The following is a 16,633-nucleotide window of genomic DNA, read 5'->3' as shown; positions in this document are numbered from 1 at the left end:
TCTCCCTGGGGCCCCCCCCCCGCCCTCCGGCCGGCCACCCCCCCCCCCCCCCCCCGGGGCCCCCCCCCCCCCCCGCCCCCGGGGGCCCCCCGCCCCCCCCCCCGCCCCCGCCCCGGCTTCCCGTCACCGTCCCCTCGGCCGACGGACGCACGGTCACCGTCACCTCCACCGACCGGATCGTGCCGCTCAGCGGCTCCCTCAACGAGATCGTCTTCACCCTCGGCCTCGGGCCGGAGGTCGTCGCCCGGGACATCACCGCCACCTTCGAACAGGCCGGGAAGCTCCCGGTGGTGACCCGCGCCCACGACGTCTCCGCCGAGAGCGTGCTCTCGCTGCGGCCCACCGTCGTCCTCGCCGAGGGCACCACAGGACCGGCCGAGGCCATCGCCCAGATCCGCGACGCGGGCATCCCGCTCGTCGTCGTGAAGCCCGCGAAGGCGCTCGCCGACGTCGGCACCCGGATCGACGCGGTCGCCGCCGCCCTCGGCGTGCCGGAGTCCGGCACGGCGCTCAGGAAGCGCACCCAGGAACGGATCGACGCCGTACGGAAGAACATTCCGGCCCGCGAGGAGAAGCCGCGGGTGGCCTTCCTCTACGTCCGCGGCTCGGCCGCCGTCTATCTGCTCGGCGGCGCCGAGTCCGGTGCGAGCTCGCTCCTGGAGGCCGCCGGGGCGGTCGACGCGGGCAAGGAGTCCGGCCTCACCAAGGACTTCACCCCGATCACCAGCGAGGCCCTGGCGAAGGCGGCGCCCGACGCGATCCTCGTCATGAGCAAGGGACTCGCCTCCGTCGGCGGGATCGACGGCCTGGTGAAGGTCCCCGGCGTCGCCGAGACCCCGGCCGGCGCCGACCGCCGGGTCGTCACCGTCGACGACGGCGTCCTCCTCAACTACGGCCCGCGCACCGACCAGGTCCTGAAGTCCCTGGTCGGCCAGTTGTACGGGGAGAAGAAGTGACGGCGCTCCAGGAGACCCCGCCGGCACTCGGCACGGGCGTGCCGACGCAAGCGCCTCCCGCCGCACGACCGCGCACCGCCGCCCTCCTCACCGCCGGCCTCCTCGCCGTCCTGCTCCTCCTCGCCCTGCTCTCCGCGGGGATCGGGGCGTACGAGATCCCGCTCGGTGACGTCCTCGCCTCCGCGCAGCACCGGACCGGGCTCGGCGGACACGCGCTCGACCGCACGGCCGAGAGCGTGCTGTGGAACATCCGGCTCCCCCGGGTCGTCCTCGCCGTCCTCGTCGGCGCCTCGCTCGGCTGCGCGGGCGCCCTCATGCAGGGCGTGTTCGGCAACCCGCTCGCCGAGCCCGGTGTCATCGGCATCTCGGCCGGCGCGGCCGTCGGTGCGGTCGGCGCCATCGCGCTCGGCCTCACCTTCCTCGGCAACTGGACGGTGACGGTCTGCGCGTTCGTCGCCGGGCTCGCGACCGTGCTCCTCGTGTACGCGATGTCCCGCTCCGGCGGCCGTACGGAGGTGGTGACGCTGATCCTCACCGGTATCGCGGTGAACGCGTTCGCGGGCGCGCTCATCGGCCTGTTCATCTTCTTCGCCGACAACGCGCAGGTCACCCAGATCACCTTCTGGCAGCTCGGTTCGCTCGCCCAGGCCACCTGGCCGAAGGTCCTCGCCGTGCTGCCGTGCGCGCTCGTCGGCCTCGCCGTCGCCCCCTTCTACGCCCGCCGGCTCGACCTGCTCGCCCTCGGCGAACGTCCCGCCCGGCACCTCGGCGTGGACGTGGAGCGGCTGCGGGTGGCTCTGATCCTGGTGGTGGCACTGCTGACGGCGGCCGCCGTCGCGGTGGCCGGGATCATCACCTTCGTCGGTCTGCTCGTCCCTCATCTGCTGCGGATGGCGAACGGCCCGGGCCACCGCTTCCTGGTGCCGGGCAGCGCGCTCGGCGGAGCGGTCGTCCTCACGGCCGGCGACCTCGCGGCCCGTACGGTCGCGGCTCCGGCCGAACTCCCCCTGGGCGTCCTCACCGCCCTCCTCGGCAGCCCGTTCTTCTTCTGGCTGCTGCGCAGGACCCGTCGCAGGCAAGGTGGTTGGGCATGACATCCGTACGCCTCCGGGGGCTGCTCCCCGCACTCGCGCACCGGCGCACCCGCGCCCTGCCCTCCCCCGCCGCACCGGGCGAGACGGTCGCCGAGGCCGTCGGCGTCCGGGTCGAACGCGGCGGCCGGGCCGTGCTGGACGCCGTGGACGTCGAGGTACGGGCCGGAGAGGTCCTCGCCCTGGTCGGACCCAACGGGGCCGGCAAGTCGACCCTGCTCGCCGCGCTCGCCGCCGATCTCGCGCCGAGCGCCGGAGAGGTACGGATCGGGGGGCGGCCCGCCCCTTCCTGGGCGCCCGGCGAACTCGCCCTGCGACGCGCGGTGCTGCCGCAGGACGCGGCGCTCTCCTTCCCCTTCGCCGTCGGCGACGTGGTGCGGATGGGCCGGGCCCCGTGGGCGGGGACGGACCGGGAGGACGAGGACGAGGCGGCGGTCGCCGCGGCGATGGCGGCCACCGAGGTCGAGGCCTTCGCCGGGCGCCCCTTCTCCGCGCTGTCGGGCGGCGAGCGGGCCCGGGTCGCGCTGGCCCGGGTCCTGGCCCAGCGGACCGGACTCCTGCTGCTCGACGAACCGACGGCCGCGCTCGACCTGCGCCACCAGGAACTGGTCCTGCGGGTCTGCCGGGAGCGGGCGGCGGCCGGGGACGCGGTGGTGGTCGTGCTGCACGACCTCGGGCTCGCCGCGGCCCACGCGGACCGGGTCGGGGTCCTGCACGGCGGCCGGATCGCGGCGGAGGGGCCGCCGGCGGAGGTCTTCGAGGAGGAGTTGCTGAGCCGCGTCTACCGGCAGCCGGTGGAGGTCTTGCCGCACCCGCGGACCGGCGTCCCGCTCGTCGTACCGAAGCGGACCGACGCCGTCCACGACGAGCGGAGGAACGGGACAATTCGCCGCCCTTGACCTGCCTTTGACCACCCCATGAGCACCCCATGAAGCCCCTGTGATCCCGCCGTGTCCGGTCCGCCGGACCTGAGAGCTGAATCACTGGACGACCGGGTATGGCTGAGGTAAGCCTCGGTTAAGTTAGGTCCGCCTCAGTCCCCCTCCCCGTGTTTCTGGAGTCCCCATGCGAGCCGTTCGCCTCTCCGTCGTCACCGCCGCCGCGACCGCGGCGGCCCTGGCCGCCGTCACGGGCTGCACCGAGAAGAGCGACGCGAAGGCGGACGACGGCACGATCACCGTCGTCGCCAAGGACGACTCCTGCGAGGTCTCGAAGAAGGAGTTCCCGGCCGGCCACGTGCAGCTGTCCGTCGAGAACCGCGGCTCCAAGGTCACCGAGGTCTACGTCCTCTACCCGGACGACCGGATCGTCACCGAGCGCGAGAACATCGGCCCCGGCACCAAGGCGAGCCTGACCGCCGAGATCAAGGCCGGCGACTACGAGATCGCCTGCAAGCCCGGCATGGTCGGCGACGGCATCCGGCAGCAGGTCAAGGCCACCGGCGGCGCGGCGGGCGTCAAGCGCTCCCCCGAGATGGACGCGGCCGTCGCCGCCTACCGCCAGTACGTCCAGGCGCAGGCCGACGCGACCCTGCCCAAGGTGAAGGTCTTCACCGACGCCGTCCGCGCCGGAGACATCGAGGCCGCGAAGAAGGCCTACGCCGAGTCCCGCATCGGCTGGGAGCGCACCGAGCCGGTCGCCGAGTCCTTCGGCGACATCGACCCCAAGGTCGACGTCCGCGAGGACGGCCTGGAGGCCGGCCAGGACCCGGCCGAGGACTGGACCGGCTGGCACCGCCTGGAGAAGGCCCTCTGGCAGGACAAGAAGATCGGTGAGCGCGAGAAGCAGCTCGCCGACCTCCTCGACAAGGACCTCGCGGACTGGGTGAAGCGGGTCGGCAAGGCCGAGATCACCCCGACCTCGATGGCCAACGGCGCCAAGGAACTCCTGGACGAGGTCGCCACCGGCAAGGTCACCGGCGAGGAGGAGCGCTACTCCCGCACCGACCTCGTCGACTTCAAGGCCAACGTCGAGGGCGCGCAGAAGTCCTTCGACCTGCTCAAGCCGGTCGCCACGAAGAACGACCCGAAGCTCGTCGCCGAGCTGGACAAGCAGTTCGCCGCCCTGAACACGCTGCTCGACAAGTACCGCACCGACAAGAGCGGCTACGTCTTCACCTCGTACGACAAGGTCGGCAAGGCCGAGCGCAAGGAGCTGTCGGACGGCGTCAACGCGCTGGCCGAGCCGCTCTCCAAGCTCTCCGCCGCCGTCGTCAAGTAACGGACAGGGAACCGGGAGGCGCGGACATGTCCGAGGAGACCCAGGAAGACCGGGAGACGACGGCGGCCCCGGCCGCCCCGCCCTCCCGCCGCACGGTCATCGCCCTGGGCGGTGCCGGGCTCGCGCTCGGTGCCGCCGCGGCGGGCGGCGCCGCCGCCCTGCTGGCCCGGGACGGGGACACCCCGGTACCGGTCGCCGACAGCGGCGCGGCCGTACCCTTCCACGGCCCGCACCAGGCCGGCATCGCCACCGCCGTCCAGGACCGGCTGCACTTCGCCGCCTTCGACGTGACGACGACCGACCGCGCCGAACTGGTCCAGCTCCTCAAGGACTGGACGCGGGCGGCCGAGCGCATGACGGCCGGCGCCGAGGTCGGCGAGGGCGCGTACGGCGGCCTCCCCGAGGCTCCGCCGGACGACACCGGCGAGGCCCTCGGCCTCAAGCCCTCGCGTCTCACCCTCACGATCGGCTTCGGCCCCACGCTCTTCGACGGGCGCTTCGGGCTGAAGGACAAGCGGCCCGGGGCCTTGGTGGAGCTGCCCAAGTTCCCGGGCGACAACCTGGATCCGGCGCGCAGCGGCGGCGACCTCTGCGTCCAGGCGTGCGCGGACGACCCGCAGGTCGCCGTGCACGCCATCCGGAACCTGGCGCGGATCGGCTTCGGCAAGGTCGCGGTGCGCTGGTCGCAGCTGGGCTTCGGCAAGACGTCCTCGACGACCCCCGACGCCCAGACCCCCCGCAACCTCTTCGGCTTCAAGGACGGCACCCGCAACATCGCGGGCACCGAGACCGAGCGGCTCGCGAAGCACGTCTGGGTCTCCGGGAAGGACGCCGAGGGACCGGCCGCCTGGCTGGACGGCGGCTCGTACCTCGTCGCCCGCCGCATCCGGATGAACGTCGAGACCTGGGACCGCACCCCGCTCGCCGAGCAGGAGGACATCTTCGGCCGCGACAAGCGCGAGGGCGCGCCCGTCGGCAAGGCCAAGGAGCACGACGAGCCGTTCCTGAAGGCGATGAAGCCGGACTCCCACGTCCGGCTCGCCCACCCGGACACCAACGCCGGGGCGACCATCCTGCGCCGCGGCTACTCGTTCACCGACGGCACGGACGGCCTCGGCCGCCTGGAGGCCGGGCTGTTCTTCCTGGCGTACCAGAAGGACGTGCGGACCGGCTTCATCCCGGTGCAGACCTCCCTGTCGCGGGCCGACGCCCTCAACGAGTACATCCAGCACGTGGGTTCGGCGCTGTTCGCGATCCCGCCGGGCGTCCGGGACAAGGGCGACTGGTGGGGCCGGGCGCTGTTCTCGTGACACTCCACGCAACCCCGGGAGGGAACCGGCGTGTTCGGTAACTATCTGATCGGCCTGCGCGAAGGCCTCGAGGCCAGCCTGGTCGTCTGCATCCTCATCGCCTATCTGGTGAAGACCGGCCGGCGGGACGCGCTGAAGCCCGTCTGGATCGGCATCGGCGTGGCCGTCGGGGTGGCCCTGGCCTTCGGGGCCGGACTCGAGTTCGGCTCCCAGGAGCTGACCTTCGAGGCGCAGGAGCTGCTCGGCGGCTCGCTCTCGATCGTCGCGGTCGTCCTGGTGACCTGGATGGTCTTCTGGATGCGGCGCACCGCCCGGCACCTCAAGGCCGAGCTGCACGGCAAGCTGGACGCCGCCCTCCGGATGGGCACGGGCGCGCTGGTCGCCACCGCGTTCCTCGCCGTGGGCCGCGAGGGCCTGGAGACGGCGCTGTTCGTGTGGGCGTCGGTCCGCGCCTCATCGGACGGCACGTTCGCACCGCTGGCCGGCGTCCTGCTCGGCCTGCTCACGGCGGTGCTCCTCGGCTGGCTGTTCTACCGGGGCGCGCTGAGGATCAACCTGGCCAAGTTCTTCACCTGGACCGGCGGGATGCTGGTCGTGGTGGCGGCGGGCGTCCTCGCGTACGGCGTGCACGACCTCCAGGAGGCCCGCTTCCTCGACGGCCTCGCGGACAAGGCCTTCGACATCTCGGCGACGATCCCGCCGGACAGCTGGTACGGCACGCTCCTCAAGGGCGTCTTCAACTTCCAGCCGAACCCGACGGTCCTTCAGGTCACGGTGTGGGCGCTGTATCTGGTCCCGACGCTCGCGCTGTTCCTGGCCCCGATAGGGTCGGGTCCGTCCACGCGGGTGAAGAAGCAGAAGGCGACCGATGAGAAGGCTGACGCTGAGGCGAGCGCCGGGACGACCGCTTGAGCGGCTGTCGGCAGGACGGTCCACGCGACCCACGAGAGCCACGCGCCCCGCGCGCCCCGTACGTCTCCTCGCGGCCACGGCGGCCGCGACCGTCCTCGCGCTGACGGCGAGCGGCTGCGTCACCGTGCACGGTGAGCTCGCCCTGATGCCGGCGGCCACCCGGGCCGAGGCCGCACAGGCGCTCGCCGACTTCACCACCGCCTACAACCGGGCCGACAAGGCCCACGACCCGGCCCTGGTCGCGAACCGGGTCACCGGTCCGCTGGGCGAGATCAACCAGGCGGGTCTGCGCGCGCGGGCGGTGACGTCCCCCGGCGGCAACCCGAACCACCGCCCCCTGGAACTGTCGGACGCGCGCTTCGTGCTGCCCGCGAAGGCGGGCTGGCCGCGCTGGTTCCTCGCGGACACCGACCCCAACCTGGACACCGACGAGGGCGCCGGCGACCAGCGCTGGCTCGTCGTCTTCGTGCGCAACGGGCCCCAGCAGCTGTGGGAGGCGGCCCACCTGGTGATCCTGAGCCCGGCGCAGGTGCCCGAGTTCGCCGAGGAGGACGGGTACGCGGTGCCGGTCGCCGCGGACACCGACACGCTCGCCGTCGCGCCCCAGGACCTCGGCACGCGGTACGTCGCGTACCTGAAGGACGGGCAGCCGGGGCCGTACGCGGCGGGGCCGCACACGACGCTGCTGCGGGAGCAGCGGCAGAAGGCCGCCAAGCGCCCGGGGCTCGCCACCCAGTACCTGGACCGGGTCGCGGACCAGGGCGACTTCGCGCCGCTCGGGCTGCGGACGAAGGACGGCGGCGCGTTCGTCTTCTTCGCGACGCGGTTCTTCGAGCGGCAGACGGCGGCGCCGGGCTACCGGCCCAAGGTCGACCCCGACATCAAGGCGCTGCTGACCGGCGAGGTCAAGAACACGGTCACCAAGGAGTGGGTGTCCAACCAGGCGGTCCTCGTGAAGCCGTCGGGCACCGACCGCGACGCGGTCACGGTCAAGGCCCGGCTCCAGGGCGTGGTGGGCGCGCAGGGCTCGTAGGGCCCGGTCGACCGCTGAGCGGACCCCGGCTCGGGCCGCCGGGTCGGCTGCTGAGCGGACCCCGGCTCGGGCCGCCGCTCAGGCGCCGTTCCCCGGCCGGTCGGCGGGTCGAGCGGGCGGTCGGCGGGGCAAGCGGGCCGGTCGGCGGGTCAAGCGGGCCGGCGGGCGAGAGGGCCGGCGGGTCAGCGGGTCAGCGGGTCAGCGGCCAGGCGATCTCGTGGGCCGTGTGCTCGCCGTCGCTCTCCGCCTCGCGCGCGGCCGCGTGGCGGGCGCAGGCCTCCTGGAGGGTGTCCAGAAGGTTCAGCGGGTCCGGCAGCGGGTGCTCGGGGCCCCGGAGCCAGGCGACGACCGGATGGGCGCTCTCGTCCCCGGGGAGCCGGGCGGGCGGCACGAGGACGTAGCTGCCGCGGCAGTGCCAGCGGAGTCCCGGGTGCTCGTCCATGGTCTCGGGGTGACAGTCGAGCTCACACGGCCACCACTCGTCCTCGTCCTCGGGGGTGCCGCGGGTGGCGGTGAAGAAGAGCATCCGGCCGCCGACCGTGTCGACGTCGGCGGACTCGGCGACCGGTCCGACCTCGACGCCCTCGGCGAGGAGGCGCTCCAGGGCGGCGCGACCGGCGGCGAGCGGTACGTCGAGGACGTCGTGGACCATGCCGGTGGCGGTGATGAAGTTCGCCTCGGGCTCGTTGCGGGCCCAGCGCTCGATCTGGGCGCGGTCGGTGGTCGACTGCGTCTGCCAGGCGAAGGAGACCGGGTGCCGGGCGGGGGTCGGACAGCCGATCCGCTCACAGGAACAGCTGTAGCCGACGGGATACGCGGCGGGGGCGAGGGGCAGCCCGGCGGCGGCGACGGCCAGGAGCAGCTTCTCGCGGTCGTTCTCGTCGTCGGCCGCGGTGCGTTTCGGGCGCCTGCGCAGCCACTGTGCGAGTTTGCTCTCCGTGCCGCGGTAGCGGCCGATCCCGTCGCCCATCTATCCCCTCACACCTCATGCTCGCCCGTTCGGCTCTGCCCATGGTCCCACCATCCTGCGCCCTGGGTGACCGGAGTGCGGAACCGGGGTGTGGAACCGGTGTGCGAGGGACGTTTCAGGCCCTCGGCGCGAGGCCGCGCAGGGCGAGGTCGACGAGGCTGTCGGCGTACGCGTGGGTCAGCGGCAGGGTGCGGTGGAGCCAGCGGTGGTGGAGCGGTCCGACGAGGAGTTCGAGGGCGATCCGGGGGTCGATGCCGGGGTCCACGTCGCCGGCCGCCTGGGCCGCCCCGATGCGGCGGGCGTAGTACTGGAGCTGCGGTTCGAGGAGCGCCTCGGTGAAGCGGGCGCCGAGCTCGGGGTCGACGATGCCCTCGGCGGCGAGGGCGCGGGTGGGGGCGTCGAAGGCCGGGTCGTTCATCTCGTCGACGGTGGCGCGCAGGACGTACTTGAGGTCGGCGGCGAGGTCGCCGGTGTCGGGGATCTCACCGGCCCCTTCCCCGCCGCGGGCGTCCTCATGCCGAGCCGCCTCGTTGGCGCGGGCCGCGAGGTCCAGGAAGGCGTCGAGGAGGACGGCGGCCTTGGAGGGCCACCAGCGGTAGATGGTCTGCTTGCCGACCCCGGCGCGGGCGGCGATGCCCTCGATGGTGGTCTTCGCGTAGCCGTTCTCGGAGACGAGGGCGAGGGCGGCGTCGAAGATGGCGCGGCGGGAGCGCTCGCTGCGGCGGGAGGCGTCGGGGGCCTTGGTGTCGGACATGGGCCCAATCTAGCAGCGCGCGAGACGCCACGTCTCGCGAGTCGTGGCCAGAGCCGAACCACCCGAACGGTCCACAGCGCGGCGGGCCCGGAAGGCGGACCATGGGGTCACCGATCCGGCGGATCGACACCCCGCCGGCGCCTCTGACCTCCCGTCCGTGAGGAGCCCTCATTGCGCACCACTCCGCGCACGTCCTCGCCCCGCCGTTACCTGATGTGCCCACCCACGCACTTCACGGTGACGTACTCCATCAACCCCTGGATGGACCCCACGAAACCGGTCGACCTGCCGCTCGCCCTCGCCCAGTGGGAGGACCTGCGCGACCGCTACCGCGCCCTCGGCCACACGGTCGAGCTCCTCGCCCCCGACCCGGCGCTGCCGGACATGGTCTTCGCGGCGAACGGCGCCACCGTCGTCGACGGCCGGGTCCTCGGAGCGAGGTTCGCCCACGCGGAGCGCGCGGCCGAGGCCGGGGCGCATCTGGCCTGGTTCCGGGGAAACGGTTGGGCGGCCGACGACGTACGGGCTCCGGACCACGTCAACGAGGGCGAGGGGGACTTCGCCGTCACCGCCTCCTGGATCCTCGCAGGGCGCGGCTTCCGCTCCAGCCCGCTCTCGCACGACGAGGCGCAGGAGTTCTTCGGCCGCCCGGTGATCGGCCTCGAACTGGTGGACCCGCGCTACTACCACCTGGACACGGCGCTGTGCGTCCTGGACGACGCGGGCGACGAGGTCATGTACTACCCGGACGCCTTCTCCCCGGGCAGCCGCGCGGTGCTCGCCCGGCTCTTCCCCGACGCCCTGATCGCGACGGCCGAGGACGCGGCGGCCCTCGGCCTGAACGCGGTCAGCGACGGCCGGAACGTCCTGCTCCCCCAGGCGGCGGTGGGCCTCTTCGACCCGCTGCGGCAGCGGGGCTTCGAGCCGGTCGGCATGGACCTGGGTGAACTGCTCAAGGGCGGCGGCAGCGTGAAGTGCTGCACCCAGGAGCTGCGGCCCTAGCCCGCAGGGCGCCGGCCGGGGCCGACGCCTCCGAGGAGTGCCCCTCCTGGTCCGCTGAAACGTGACTGCGGGGGGCGCTTCCGGGGGCACGCGCGGCCGGGGCTCTCAGCCCTCGTCCTCCGGCGGCCAGGCGTCGCCCCACTCCGCGTCGCGGGCCTGCTTGTAGAGCGGGCCGTGGCGCTTGGTGACCGTGTCGCGGGCCAGGCCGTCCGGGCCGCACAGGTCGAGGAGGACCAGGCCCTTGCGGATCTGCGGCCTGCGGGTGATGCGGGAGACCGCAGGCGCCGCCGGGAACCGGGTCGCCGCCACGTAGCTGAACTTCTCGTCCTCGTACGGCAGCGAGCCGCCCTTGACCTTCCGGTGCAGCGAGGAACGGCTGACCCGGGCCGAGAAGTGGCACCAGTCCGTCCCCGGCTCGATCGGGCAGGCCCCGCTGTGCGGGCAGGGCGCGGCGACCGTGAACCCGGCCTCGATCAGCAGCGCGCGGGCCGCGATGATCCGCTCGTAGCCGTCGGGAGTGCCGGGCTCGACGATCACGACCGTCTGCGCGGCACGCGCCGCCTCGCTCACGAGGGCGGCCCGGTCGGCCTCGGTCAGCTCCTTGAGCACGTACGAGACGGTGACGAGGTCGGTGTCGGCGAGCCGCAGCGCGCCGCCGATCCTGGCCGTGCGCCACTCGGCGTCCAGGGTCCCGGCGGCGAGCTCGCGCCCGAGGGCCAGGGCCGGCTCGGCCCAGTCGAGGACGGTGGTGCGGGGCGGCCGCTCGCCCCAGGCCTCGGCGACGGCCCAGCCGGCCGCGCCCGTACCGCCGCCGACGTCGGTGTGGGTACGCGGCTCCCAGTCGGGCGCCGCCTCGCGCAGGGCGCCGAGGGCGCCCCGTACCGCCTCGAAGGTCGCCGGCATCCGGTACGCGGCGTACGCGGCGACGTCGGAGCGGTCGCGCAGCACGGGGGCGTCCGTCGGGGTGGTCCCCCGGTAGTTGGCGATCAGCCGGTCGACGGCCCGGGCGGCCTGCTTGGGCGGGAGTCCGTCGAGGAGCCCGGCGAGGGCGGCGCGCAGGGAGTCGGCGGAGGGAGCGGAGGCGTTCACCGAGACAGTCTAGGCGGCGGGACCGGCGGGACCCGGCGGCCCCGGCGGCCCGCGGAGCCCGGCCTCCCGTGTCGCGCGGGGGGGGTATGGCCGGCACCGGGCCGCACACCTCGCGCCGTCGGCTCAGCGGACGAACGCCGCGCGCCGTTCGGCCGCGTCGAGGTCGAGTCCGTCCAGGAAGGCGGCGAGCTCCCGGTGTTCCCCGGTCCTCCCGTCCGTCCCGGAGATCGTGACACCGCCGGCCGCGGAACGACCGGCGGCTCACCGCCGGGCTAGCTCCCCGTGGCCGAGGTGGCCGACGCGGCGGACGTGGCCGTCTGCCACGGCCTGCACAGGCCGAGGAAGCAGGCCAGGGCCAGGACGGCGCAGGTCAGCTGGACGACGGCCATCGGGACGGCGGTGTGCTCGCCGGCGATGCCGACGAGCGGGGAGGCGACGGCACCGACGAGGAAGGACGTCGTGCCGAGCAGCGCGGAAGCGGAGCCGGCGGCGTGCGGGGTGCGCATCAGGGCCTGGGCGTTGGTGTTCGGCATGGCGAGACCCATCGCGGACATGAGGACGAAGAGTCCGGCCGCGATCGGGACGAGACCGACCTCCCCGAAGACGCCGCTGGTCATGAGGAGCAGCGCGAGGGAGGAGACGAGGATGATCCCGAGGCCCCAGCCGAGCGCCTTGTCGAGGCTGACGCGGCCGACGAGCAGCTTGCCGTTGATCTGGCCGACGGCGACGAGGCCGATCGAGTTGAGGCCGAAGAGCAGGCTGAAGGTCTGCGGCGAGGCCCCGTAGATCTCCTGGACGACGAACGGCGAGGCCGAGATGTACGCGAAGAGGGCGGCGAAGGCGAGGCCGCCGGTCAGCATGTACCCGGCGAAGACGCGGTCGGCGAGCAGTCCCTTCATGGTGCGCAGGGCCTGGCCGACCCCGCCCTCGTGCCGGCGCTCGGGCGGCAGGGTCTCGGCGAGGAAGCGCCAGACGACGAGGGTGAGGAGGACGCCGATGACGGTGAGGACGTAGAAGACGCCCCGCCAGTCGGTGATCCGCAGGATCTGGCCGCCGATGAGGGGCGCGATGATCGGGGCGACGCCGGAGATCAGCATCAGGGTGGAGAAGAACCGGGCCATCTCCACGCCGTCGTACAGGTCGCGGACGACCGCGCGGGCGATGACGATGCCGGCGGCGCCGGCGAGGCCCTGGAGCAGCCGGAAGCCGATGAGCATCTCGGCGGTGGGGGCGAGGGCGCAGACGGCGGTGGCGAGGACGTACACGATCATGCCGATGAGCAGCGGCCGGCGGCGGCCCCACTTGTCGCTCATGGGGCCGACGACGAGCTGGCCGAGGGCCATGCCGGCGAGGCAGGCGGTGAGGGTGAGCTGGACGGTGGCGGCGGGGGCGTTCAGCGCGCCGGTGACCTCGGGCAGGGCCGGGAGGTACATGTCCATGGAGAGCGGGGGCAGTGCGGTGAGCCCGCCGAGGACGAGGGTGACGAGCAGCCCGGTGCGCCGGGCGGTCGCGTTGCCGATCAACTCGGGGGCTCTTTCGATTATGTGCCCTTGTGTTGTTTTCTGGCCGCTCTCCGGCATCGACCGCTCCATTTCGTTGAATCCTTGCCTATGCTCTCAGCTCGACCGGCATGGTCGAGACCTCTGTGGGACCGGTGGGACAGATGGGGACGGGTGGGGACATGGGTGAGACGGTGCGCTGGGGAATCCTGGCGACGGGCGGCATAGCGGAGCGGTTCACCACGGACCTGCTGACGCTCGACGGTGCGGAGGTCGTCGCGGTGGCGTCCCGTACGGATGCGTCCGCGAAGGCCTTCGCGGACCGGTTCGGCATCCCGCGCGCGTACGGCGAGTGGGCCGGGCTCTTCGCCGACGCGGACGTCGACGTGGTGTACGTGGCGACCCCGCACCACGCGCACCGGGAGGCGGCCGGCCGCGCCCTGGAGGCGGGCAGGGCGGTGCTCTGCGAGAAGGCTCTCACGCTCAACGCCCGCGAGGCAGAGGAACTCGTCACCTTGTCGCGGGACCGTGGCCTCTTCCTGATGGAGGCCATGTGGATGTACTGCAACCCGCTGATCCGGCGCCTCGCGGAGCTGGTCCGCGACGGGGCGATCGGCGAGATCAGGACCGTACAGGCGGACTTCGGGCTCGCGGGCCCCTTCGCGGCGGACCACCGGCTGCGGGACCCGGCGGTGGGCGGCGGGGCGCTGCTCGACCTGGGCGTGTACCCGGTGTCGTTCGCGCAGCTGCTGCTCGGCGAGCCGGACACGGTGCACGCGCACGCGCTGCTCTCGCCCGAGGGCGTCGACCTGAACACCGGCATGCTGCTCGGATGGTCGGACTCGGGGGCGTCGGCGCTGCTGTCCTGCTCGCTCGACGCGGACACCCCGCTGACGGCCTCGGTGACGGGCACGCTCGGCCGGATCGACCTCCCGCGCGGCTTCTTCTTCCCCGAGCGCTTCACCCTGCACCGCAACGGCCACGAGCCGGAGGAGTTCACGTCGTCGGACGATCCCCACTCCCTCCGGCACGAGGCCGCCGAGGTCATGCGCTGCCTGCGGGCGGGCGCGACGGAGTCCCCGCTCGTCCCCCTCGACGGCTCGCTCGCGGTGATGCGGACGCTCGACGCGGTACGGGACCGCATCGGCGTCCGCTACCCGCAGGAGGAGACGGCGGTCACGCGGGCCTGAGGCCCGGGGTCACACCGGCTTGAGGCCCGGGTCGCCCGCCTCCGTGACGAAGGAGGCGGCCGTGGTGACGGGGGCGCCCTGGGTCGTCACGTACGGCACCGTGCGGAAGTCGGCCCGGGCGGTCTCCTCGCCGAGCGCGACCGTCACATAGCCGCGCCGCCCGTTGAAGAACCTCAGGTGCGGGTTGGCCTGCATGAGCTTGTCGTAGTTCGACGGACGGTCGGCGCCGTCCTTGCCGCTGGTGATGGAGGTGGCGACGATCTCGGTGCCGACGGTCCGCGAGGCCGGGTCGCGGAAGTCGGCCTTGATGTCGAGGCCGTAGCCGACGTGGACGTCCCCGGTGAGCACCATCAGGTTCTCCACCCCGGCGGCCCCGGCGCCGGCGAGGATCCGCTGCCGGGAGGCCGGGTAGCCGTCCCAGGAGTCCATGGAGAGCTTGAAGTCGGCGGTGGCGCGGTCACGGCGCTCGGCGAACACGACCTGCTGCGGCAGGACGTTCCAGCGGGCGCGGGAGCCGCGCCAGCCGTCGAGCAGCCAGCGCTCCTGCGTGGCCCCGGTCATCGTCCGCGCCGGGTTCTCGGACTCCGGGCCCGGGACCTGCCAGCCGTCGCCGTACGCCTGGTCGGAGCGGTACTGGCGGGTGTCGAGGATGTCGAACTGGGCGAGCCGTCCGAACCGCAGCCGGCGGTAGAGCCGCATGTCGGGCCCCTGCGGCCGCTGAGGCGTGCGGAGCGGCTGGTGCTCCCAGTAGGCGCGGTAGGCGGCGGCGCGGCGGAGCAGGAACTCCTCCGGCGGGACGTCGTTCTCGGGGGTGCCGCCCGCGTAGTTGTTCTCGGTCTCGTGGTCGTCCCAGGTGACGACGAAGGGATGGGCGGCGTGCGCGGCGCGCAGGTCTGGGTCCGACTTGTAGAGCCCGTACCGGAGCCGGTAGTCGTCCAGGGTGAGCGTCTCGCGGTTGAAGACGGCCGGGAGGGTCCGGTCGGTGTAGGCGCGGGCGCCGCCGGTGGCGTTCACGGCGTACTCGTAGAGGTAGTCGCCGAGGTGGAAGACGACGTCGACGTCCTCCTGCGCGAGGTGGCGGTAGGCCGTGAAGTACCCGTCGTGGTACGCCTGGCAGGAGACGGCCGCGAGCTTCAGACCGGCGTTGCGGGCCCAGGGGGCGGGTGCGGTGCGGGTACGGCCGACGGGGCTGGTCCAGGCGCCGGCGCGGAAGCGGTAGAAGAACTCCCGGTCGGGGTCGAGGTGCTCGACCTCGACGTGGACGGTGTGGCTGAACTCCGGGTGCGCGGTGGCCCGGCCCCGGCGCACCGTCCGGGTGAAGCGCTCGTCGCGGGCGAGCTCCCAGTGGACCGAGACCCGCTCGGCGGGCAGTCCGCCGCCGGGCTCGAAGGGGCGGGGCGCGAGCCGGGTCCACAGCAGGACGGAGCCGGGCAGCGGGTCGCCGGACGCCACGCCGAGGGTGAACGGGTCCTCCGATATGCGCCGCCCGTCGAGCTCGGCGGCGGCCGCCGAACCCGCGGCCGGGAGCTGCGTGGCGAAGGCGAGCGCGGCGGCGGCCCCGGTGACGGTGAGGAACCTTCGGCGGCCCAAGTGGCGTGCGGCGGCGCGGAGTTCCTCGGAATGCTCGTGAACGTCGTGTACGCGGTTCATGTGCCCCTCCCCAGACGGATGCTGCCCTTCCGTCATTCGAGGGGGACGGGACGACCTCACGTTGTCGGGTACAGAACATCCACGTGTCGGGACAATGAGTTCATGGGGCACACGTCTCGCGTACGCTGCGCGCCCATGAGCATCGCAGTGGTGACGGGAGCGGGATCGGGCATCGGCCGGAGTGTGGCCCTCGCCCTGGCGGCGGCCGGCTGGTCGGTGGCCCTGGCGGGACGGCGGCCGGAGGCCCTGGAGGAGACGGCGGCGGCCCTGCCCGCCGGGGACTTCCTGACCGTCCCCACGGACGTGACCTCGGCGGAGGAGGTGACGGCCCTCTTCTCGGCGGTACGCGACCGCTACGGCCGCGTCGACCTGCTCTTCAACAACGCCGGCACGTTCGCGGGCGGCGGCGTCCCCGTCGAGGACCTGGACCCGGACACCTGGCGCGCGGTCGTCGACGTCAACCTGACGGGCGCGTTCCTGTGCGCCCAGGCGGCCTTCCGGACCATGAAGGAACAGTCGCCGCAGGGCGGCCGGATCATCAACAACGGCTCGATCTCAGCCCACGTACCGCGCCCGCACTCGATCGCGTACACGGCGACGAAGCACGCGATGACGGGCCTGACGAAGTCCCTGTCGCTCGACGGCCGCCCGTACCGGATCGCCTGCGGCCAGCTTGACATCGGCAACGCGGCGACGGAGATGACGGCCCGCATGCAGACCGGCATCCTCCAGGCCAACGGCGAACTGGCGGCGGAACCGGTGATGGACGCGGCGGACGTGGCGGCCACGGTGGTGCACATGGCGGCCCTGCCGCTGGAGGCGAACGTGCAGTTCGCGACGGTGATGGCGACGACGATGCCGTACATCGGCCGGGGGTAGCACAGGACACCGCGCAGCGGCCGGGGCCGACGCCGGATGCCGCTGACGTCGGCCGGGGAGGGCTGCTCCACCCCCGGC

15 protein-coding genes are annotated in these 16,633 nt (G+C 73.5%); 10 read left to right on the top strand and 5 right to left on the bottom strand.

Translation table 11 applies throughout. The annotated features are described in order from the left end of the window. The first annotated feature begins 5 nt into the window (after window positions 1–5). From ACFQ79_RS33735 to ACFQ79_RS33705, 7 genes are all read left to right on the top strand, one after another. Window positions 6–956, top strand: coding sequence for a hemin ABC transporter substrate-binding protein (locus ACFQ79_RS33735; protein WP_383590523.1), 951 nt, complete (start codon window positions 6–8; stop codon window positions 954–956). Further along, entirely contained in the window at window positions 953–2,050 is a 1,098-nt protein-coding gene (locus ACFQ79_RS33730) for a FecCD family ABC transporter permease (RefSeq protein ID WP_383590510.1), read from the top strand. Before ACFQ79_RS33735 ends, ACFQ79_RS33730 begins: the two co-directional genes overlap by 4 nt. Next, the gene (locus ACFQ79_RS33725; protein ID WP_383590508.1) at window positions 2,047–2,946 is read left to right on the top strand and encodes a heme ABC transporter ATP-binding protein; all 900 of its coding nucleotides are present in this window, start codon (window positions 2,047–2,049) and stop codon (window positions 2,944–2,946) included. The genes ACFQ79_RS33730 and ACFQ79_RS33725 overlap by 4 nt, the downstream gene beginning before the upstream one ends. Window positions 2,947–3,112: 166 nt before the next feature. Beyond that, window positions 3,113–4,267: an iron uptake system protein EfeO gene (gene efeO, locus ACFQ79_RS33720; protein ID WP_383590506.1), complete on the top strand. Its 1,155-nt coding sequence runs from the start codon at window positions 3,113–3,115 to the stop codon at window positions 4,265–4,267. Window positions 4,268–4,293: 26 nt separating this feature from the next. Further along, on the top strand, window positions 4,294–5,577 hold the full coding sequence (efeB, locus tag ACFQ79_RS33715; protein WP_383590504.1) for an iron uptake transporter deferrochelatase/peroxidase subunit: 1,284 nt from the start codon (window positions 4,294–4,296) through the stop codon (window positions 5,575–5,577). A gap of 30 nt (window positions 5,578–5,607) precedes the next feature. Next, window positions 5,608–6,489 (top strand): iron uptake transporter permease EfeU, encoded by an 882-nt coding sequence (efeU, locus tag ACFQ79_RS33710; protein ID WP_383590503.1) that lies wholly within the window; start codon window positions 5,608–5,610, stop codon window positions 6,487–6,489. Then, entirely contained in the window at window positions 6,446–7,522 is a 1,077-nt protein-coding gene (locus tag ACFQ79_RS33705) for a hypothetical protein (protein WP_383590501.1), read from the top strand. Before efeU ends, ACFQ79_RS33705 begins: the two co-directional genes overlap by 44 nt. A 190-nt stretch (window positions 7,523–7,712) precedes the next feature. On the opposite strand, the gene ACFQ79_RS33700 is transcribed toward ACFQ79_RS33705, so the two are convergent. Together ACFQ79_RS33700 and ACFQ79_RS33695 are read right to left on the bottom strand one after the other, a co-directional pair. Further along, window positions 7,713–8,492 carry a bifunctional DNA primase/polymerase gene (locus tag ACFQ79_RS33700; protein WP_383590499.1) on the bottom strand — a complete coding sequence of 260 codons (780 nt, stop codon included), beginning with the start codon at window positions 8,490–8,492 and terminating at the stop codon, window positions 7,713–7,715. A gap of 115 nt (window positions 8,493–8,607) precedes the next feature. Beyond that, complete coding sequence (locus tag ACFQ79_RS33695; RefSeq protein WP_383590497.1) at window positions 8,608–9,246, bottom strand: TetR/AcrR family transcriptional regulator; 639 nt, start codon at window positions 9,244–9,246, stop codon at window positions 8,608–8,610. Window positions 9,247–9,417: 171 nt separating this feature from the next. Here ACFQ79_RS33695 and ddaH point away from each other — a divergent pair, with 171 nt between their 5' ends. Continuing rightward, entirely contained in the window at window positions 9,418–10,248 is an 831-nt protein-coding gene (ddaH, locus tag ACFQ79_RS33690) for a dimethylargininase (protein ID WP_383590495.1), read from the top strand. Window positions 10,249–10,353: 105 nt separating this feature from the next. Here ddaH and ACFQ79_RS33685 read toward each other — a convergent pair whose 3' ends face one another. Together ACFQ79_RS33685 and ACFQ79_RS33680 are read right to left on the bottom strand one after the other, a co-directional pair. Beyond that, window positions 10,354–11,337, bottom strand: coding sequence for a small ribosomal subunit Rsm22 family protein (locus tag ACFQ79_RS33685; RefSeq protein WP_383590493.1), 984 nt, complete (start codon window positions 11,335–11,337; stop codon window positions 10,354–10,356). A 272-nt stretch (window positions 11,338–11,609) separates the two neighbouring features. Continuing rightward, window positions 11,610–12,917 (bottom strand): Bcr/CflA family multidrug efflux MFS transporter, encoded by a 1,308-nt coding sequence (locus tag ACFQ79_RS33680; RefSeq protein WP_383590521.1) that lies wholly within the window; start codon window positions 12,915–12,917, stop codon window positions 11,610–11,612. Window positions 12,918–13,018: 101 nt separating this feature from the next. On the opposite strand from ACFQ79_RS33680, the gene ACFQ79_RS33675 reads away from it, so the two are divergent. Beyond that, on the top strand, window positions 13,019–14,026 hold the full coding sequence (locus tag ACFQ79_RS33675) for a Gfo/Idh/MocA family protein (protein WP_383590491.1): 1,008 nt from the start codon (window positions 13,019–13,021) through the stop codon (window positions 14,024–14,026). A gap of 9 nt (window positions 14,027–14,035) precedes the next feature. On the opposite strand, the gene ACFQ79_RS33670 is transcribed toward ACFQ79_RS33675, so the two are convergent. Further along, a complete protein-coding gene (locus ACFQ79_RS33670) occupies window positions 14,036–15,676 on the bottom strand; it encodes an alkaline phosphatase D family protein (protein WP_383590489.1) in 1,641 nt (546 codons plus the stop codon). Window positions 15,677–15,778: 102 nt separating this feature from the next. Here ACFQ79_RS33670 and ACFQ79_RS33665 point away from each other — a divergent pair, with 102 nt between their 5' ends. Further along, a complete protein-coding gene (locus ACFQ79_RS33665) occupies window positions 15,779–16,555 on the top strand; it encodes an SDR family oxidoreductase (protein WP_383590487.1) in 777 nt (258 codons plus the stop codon). Window positions 16,556–16,633: the final 78 nt, after the last annotated feature.

Origin of the sequence: Streptomyces sp. NPDC056480 (genome assembly GCF_042795405.1) — a bacterium.
Classification (GTDB): Bacteria; Actinomycetota; Actinomycetes; order Streptomycetales; family Streptomycetaceae; genus Streptomyces.
The sequence above is the reverse complement of the archived record's forward strand: the minus strand, read 5'-3'. Positions and strand labels throughout refer to the sequence as shown.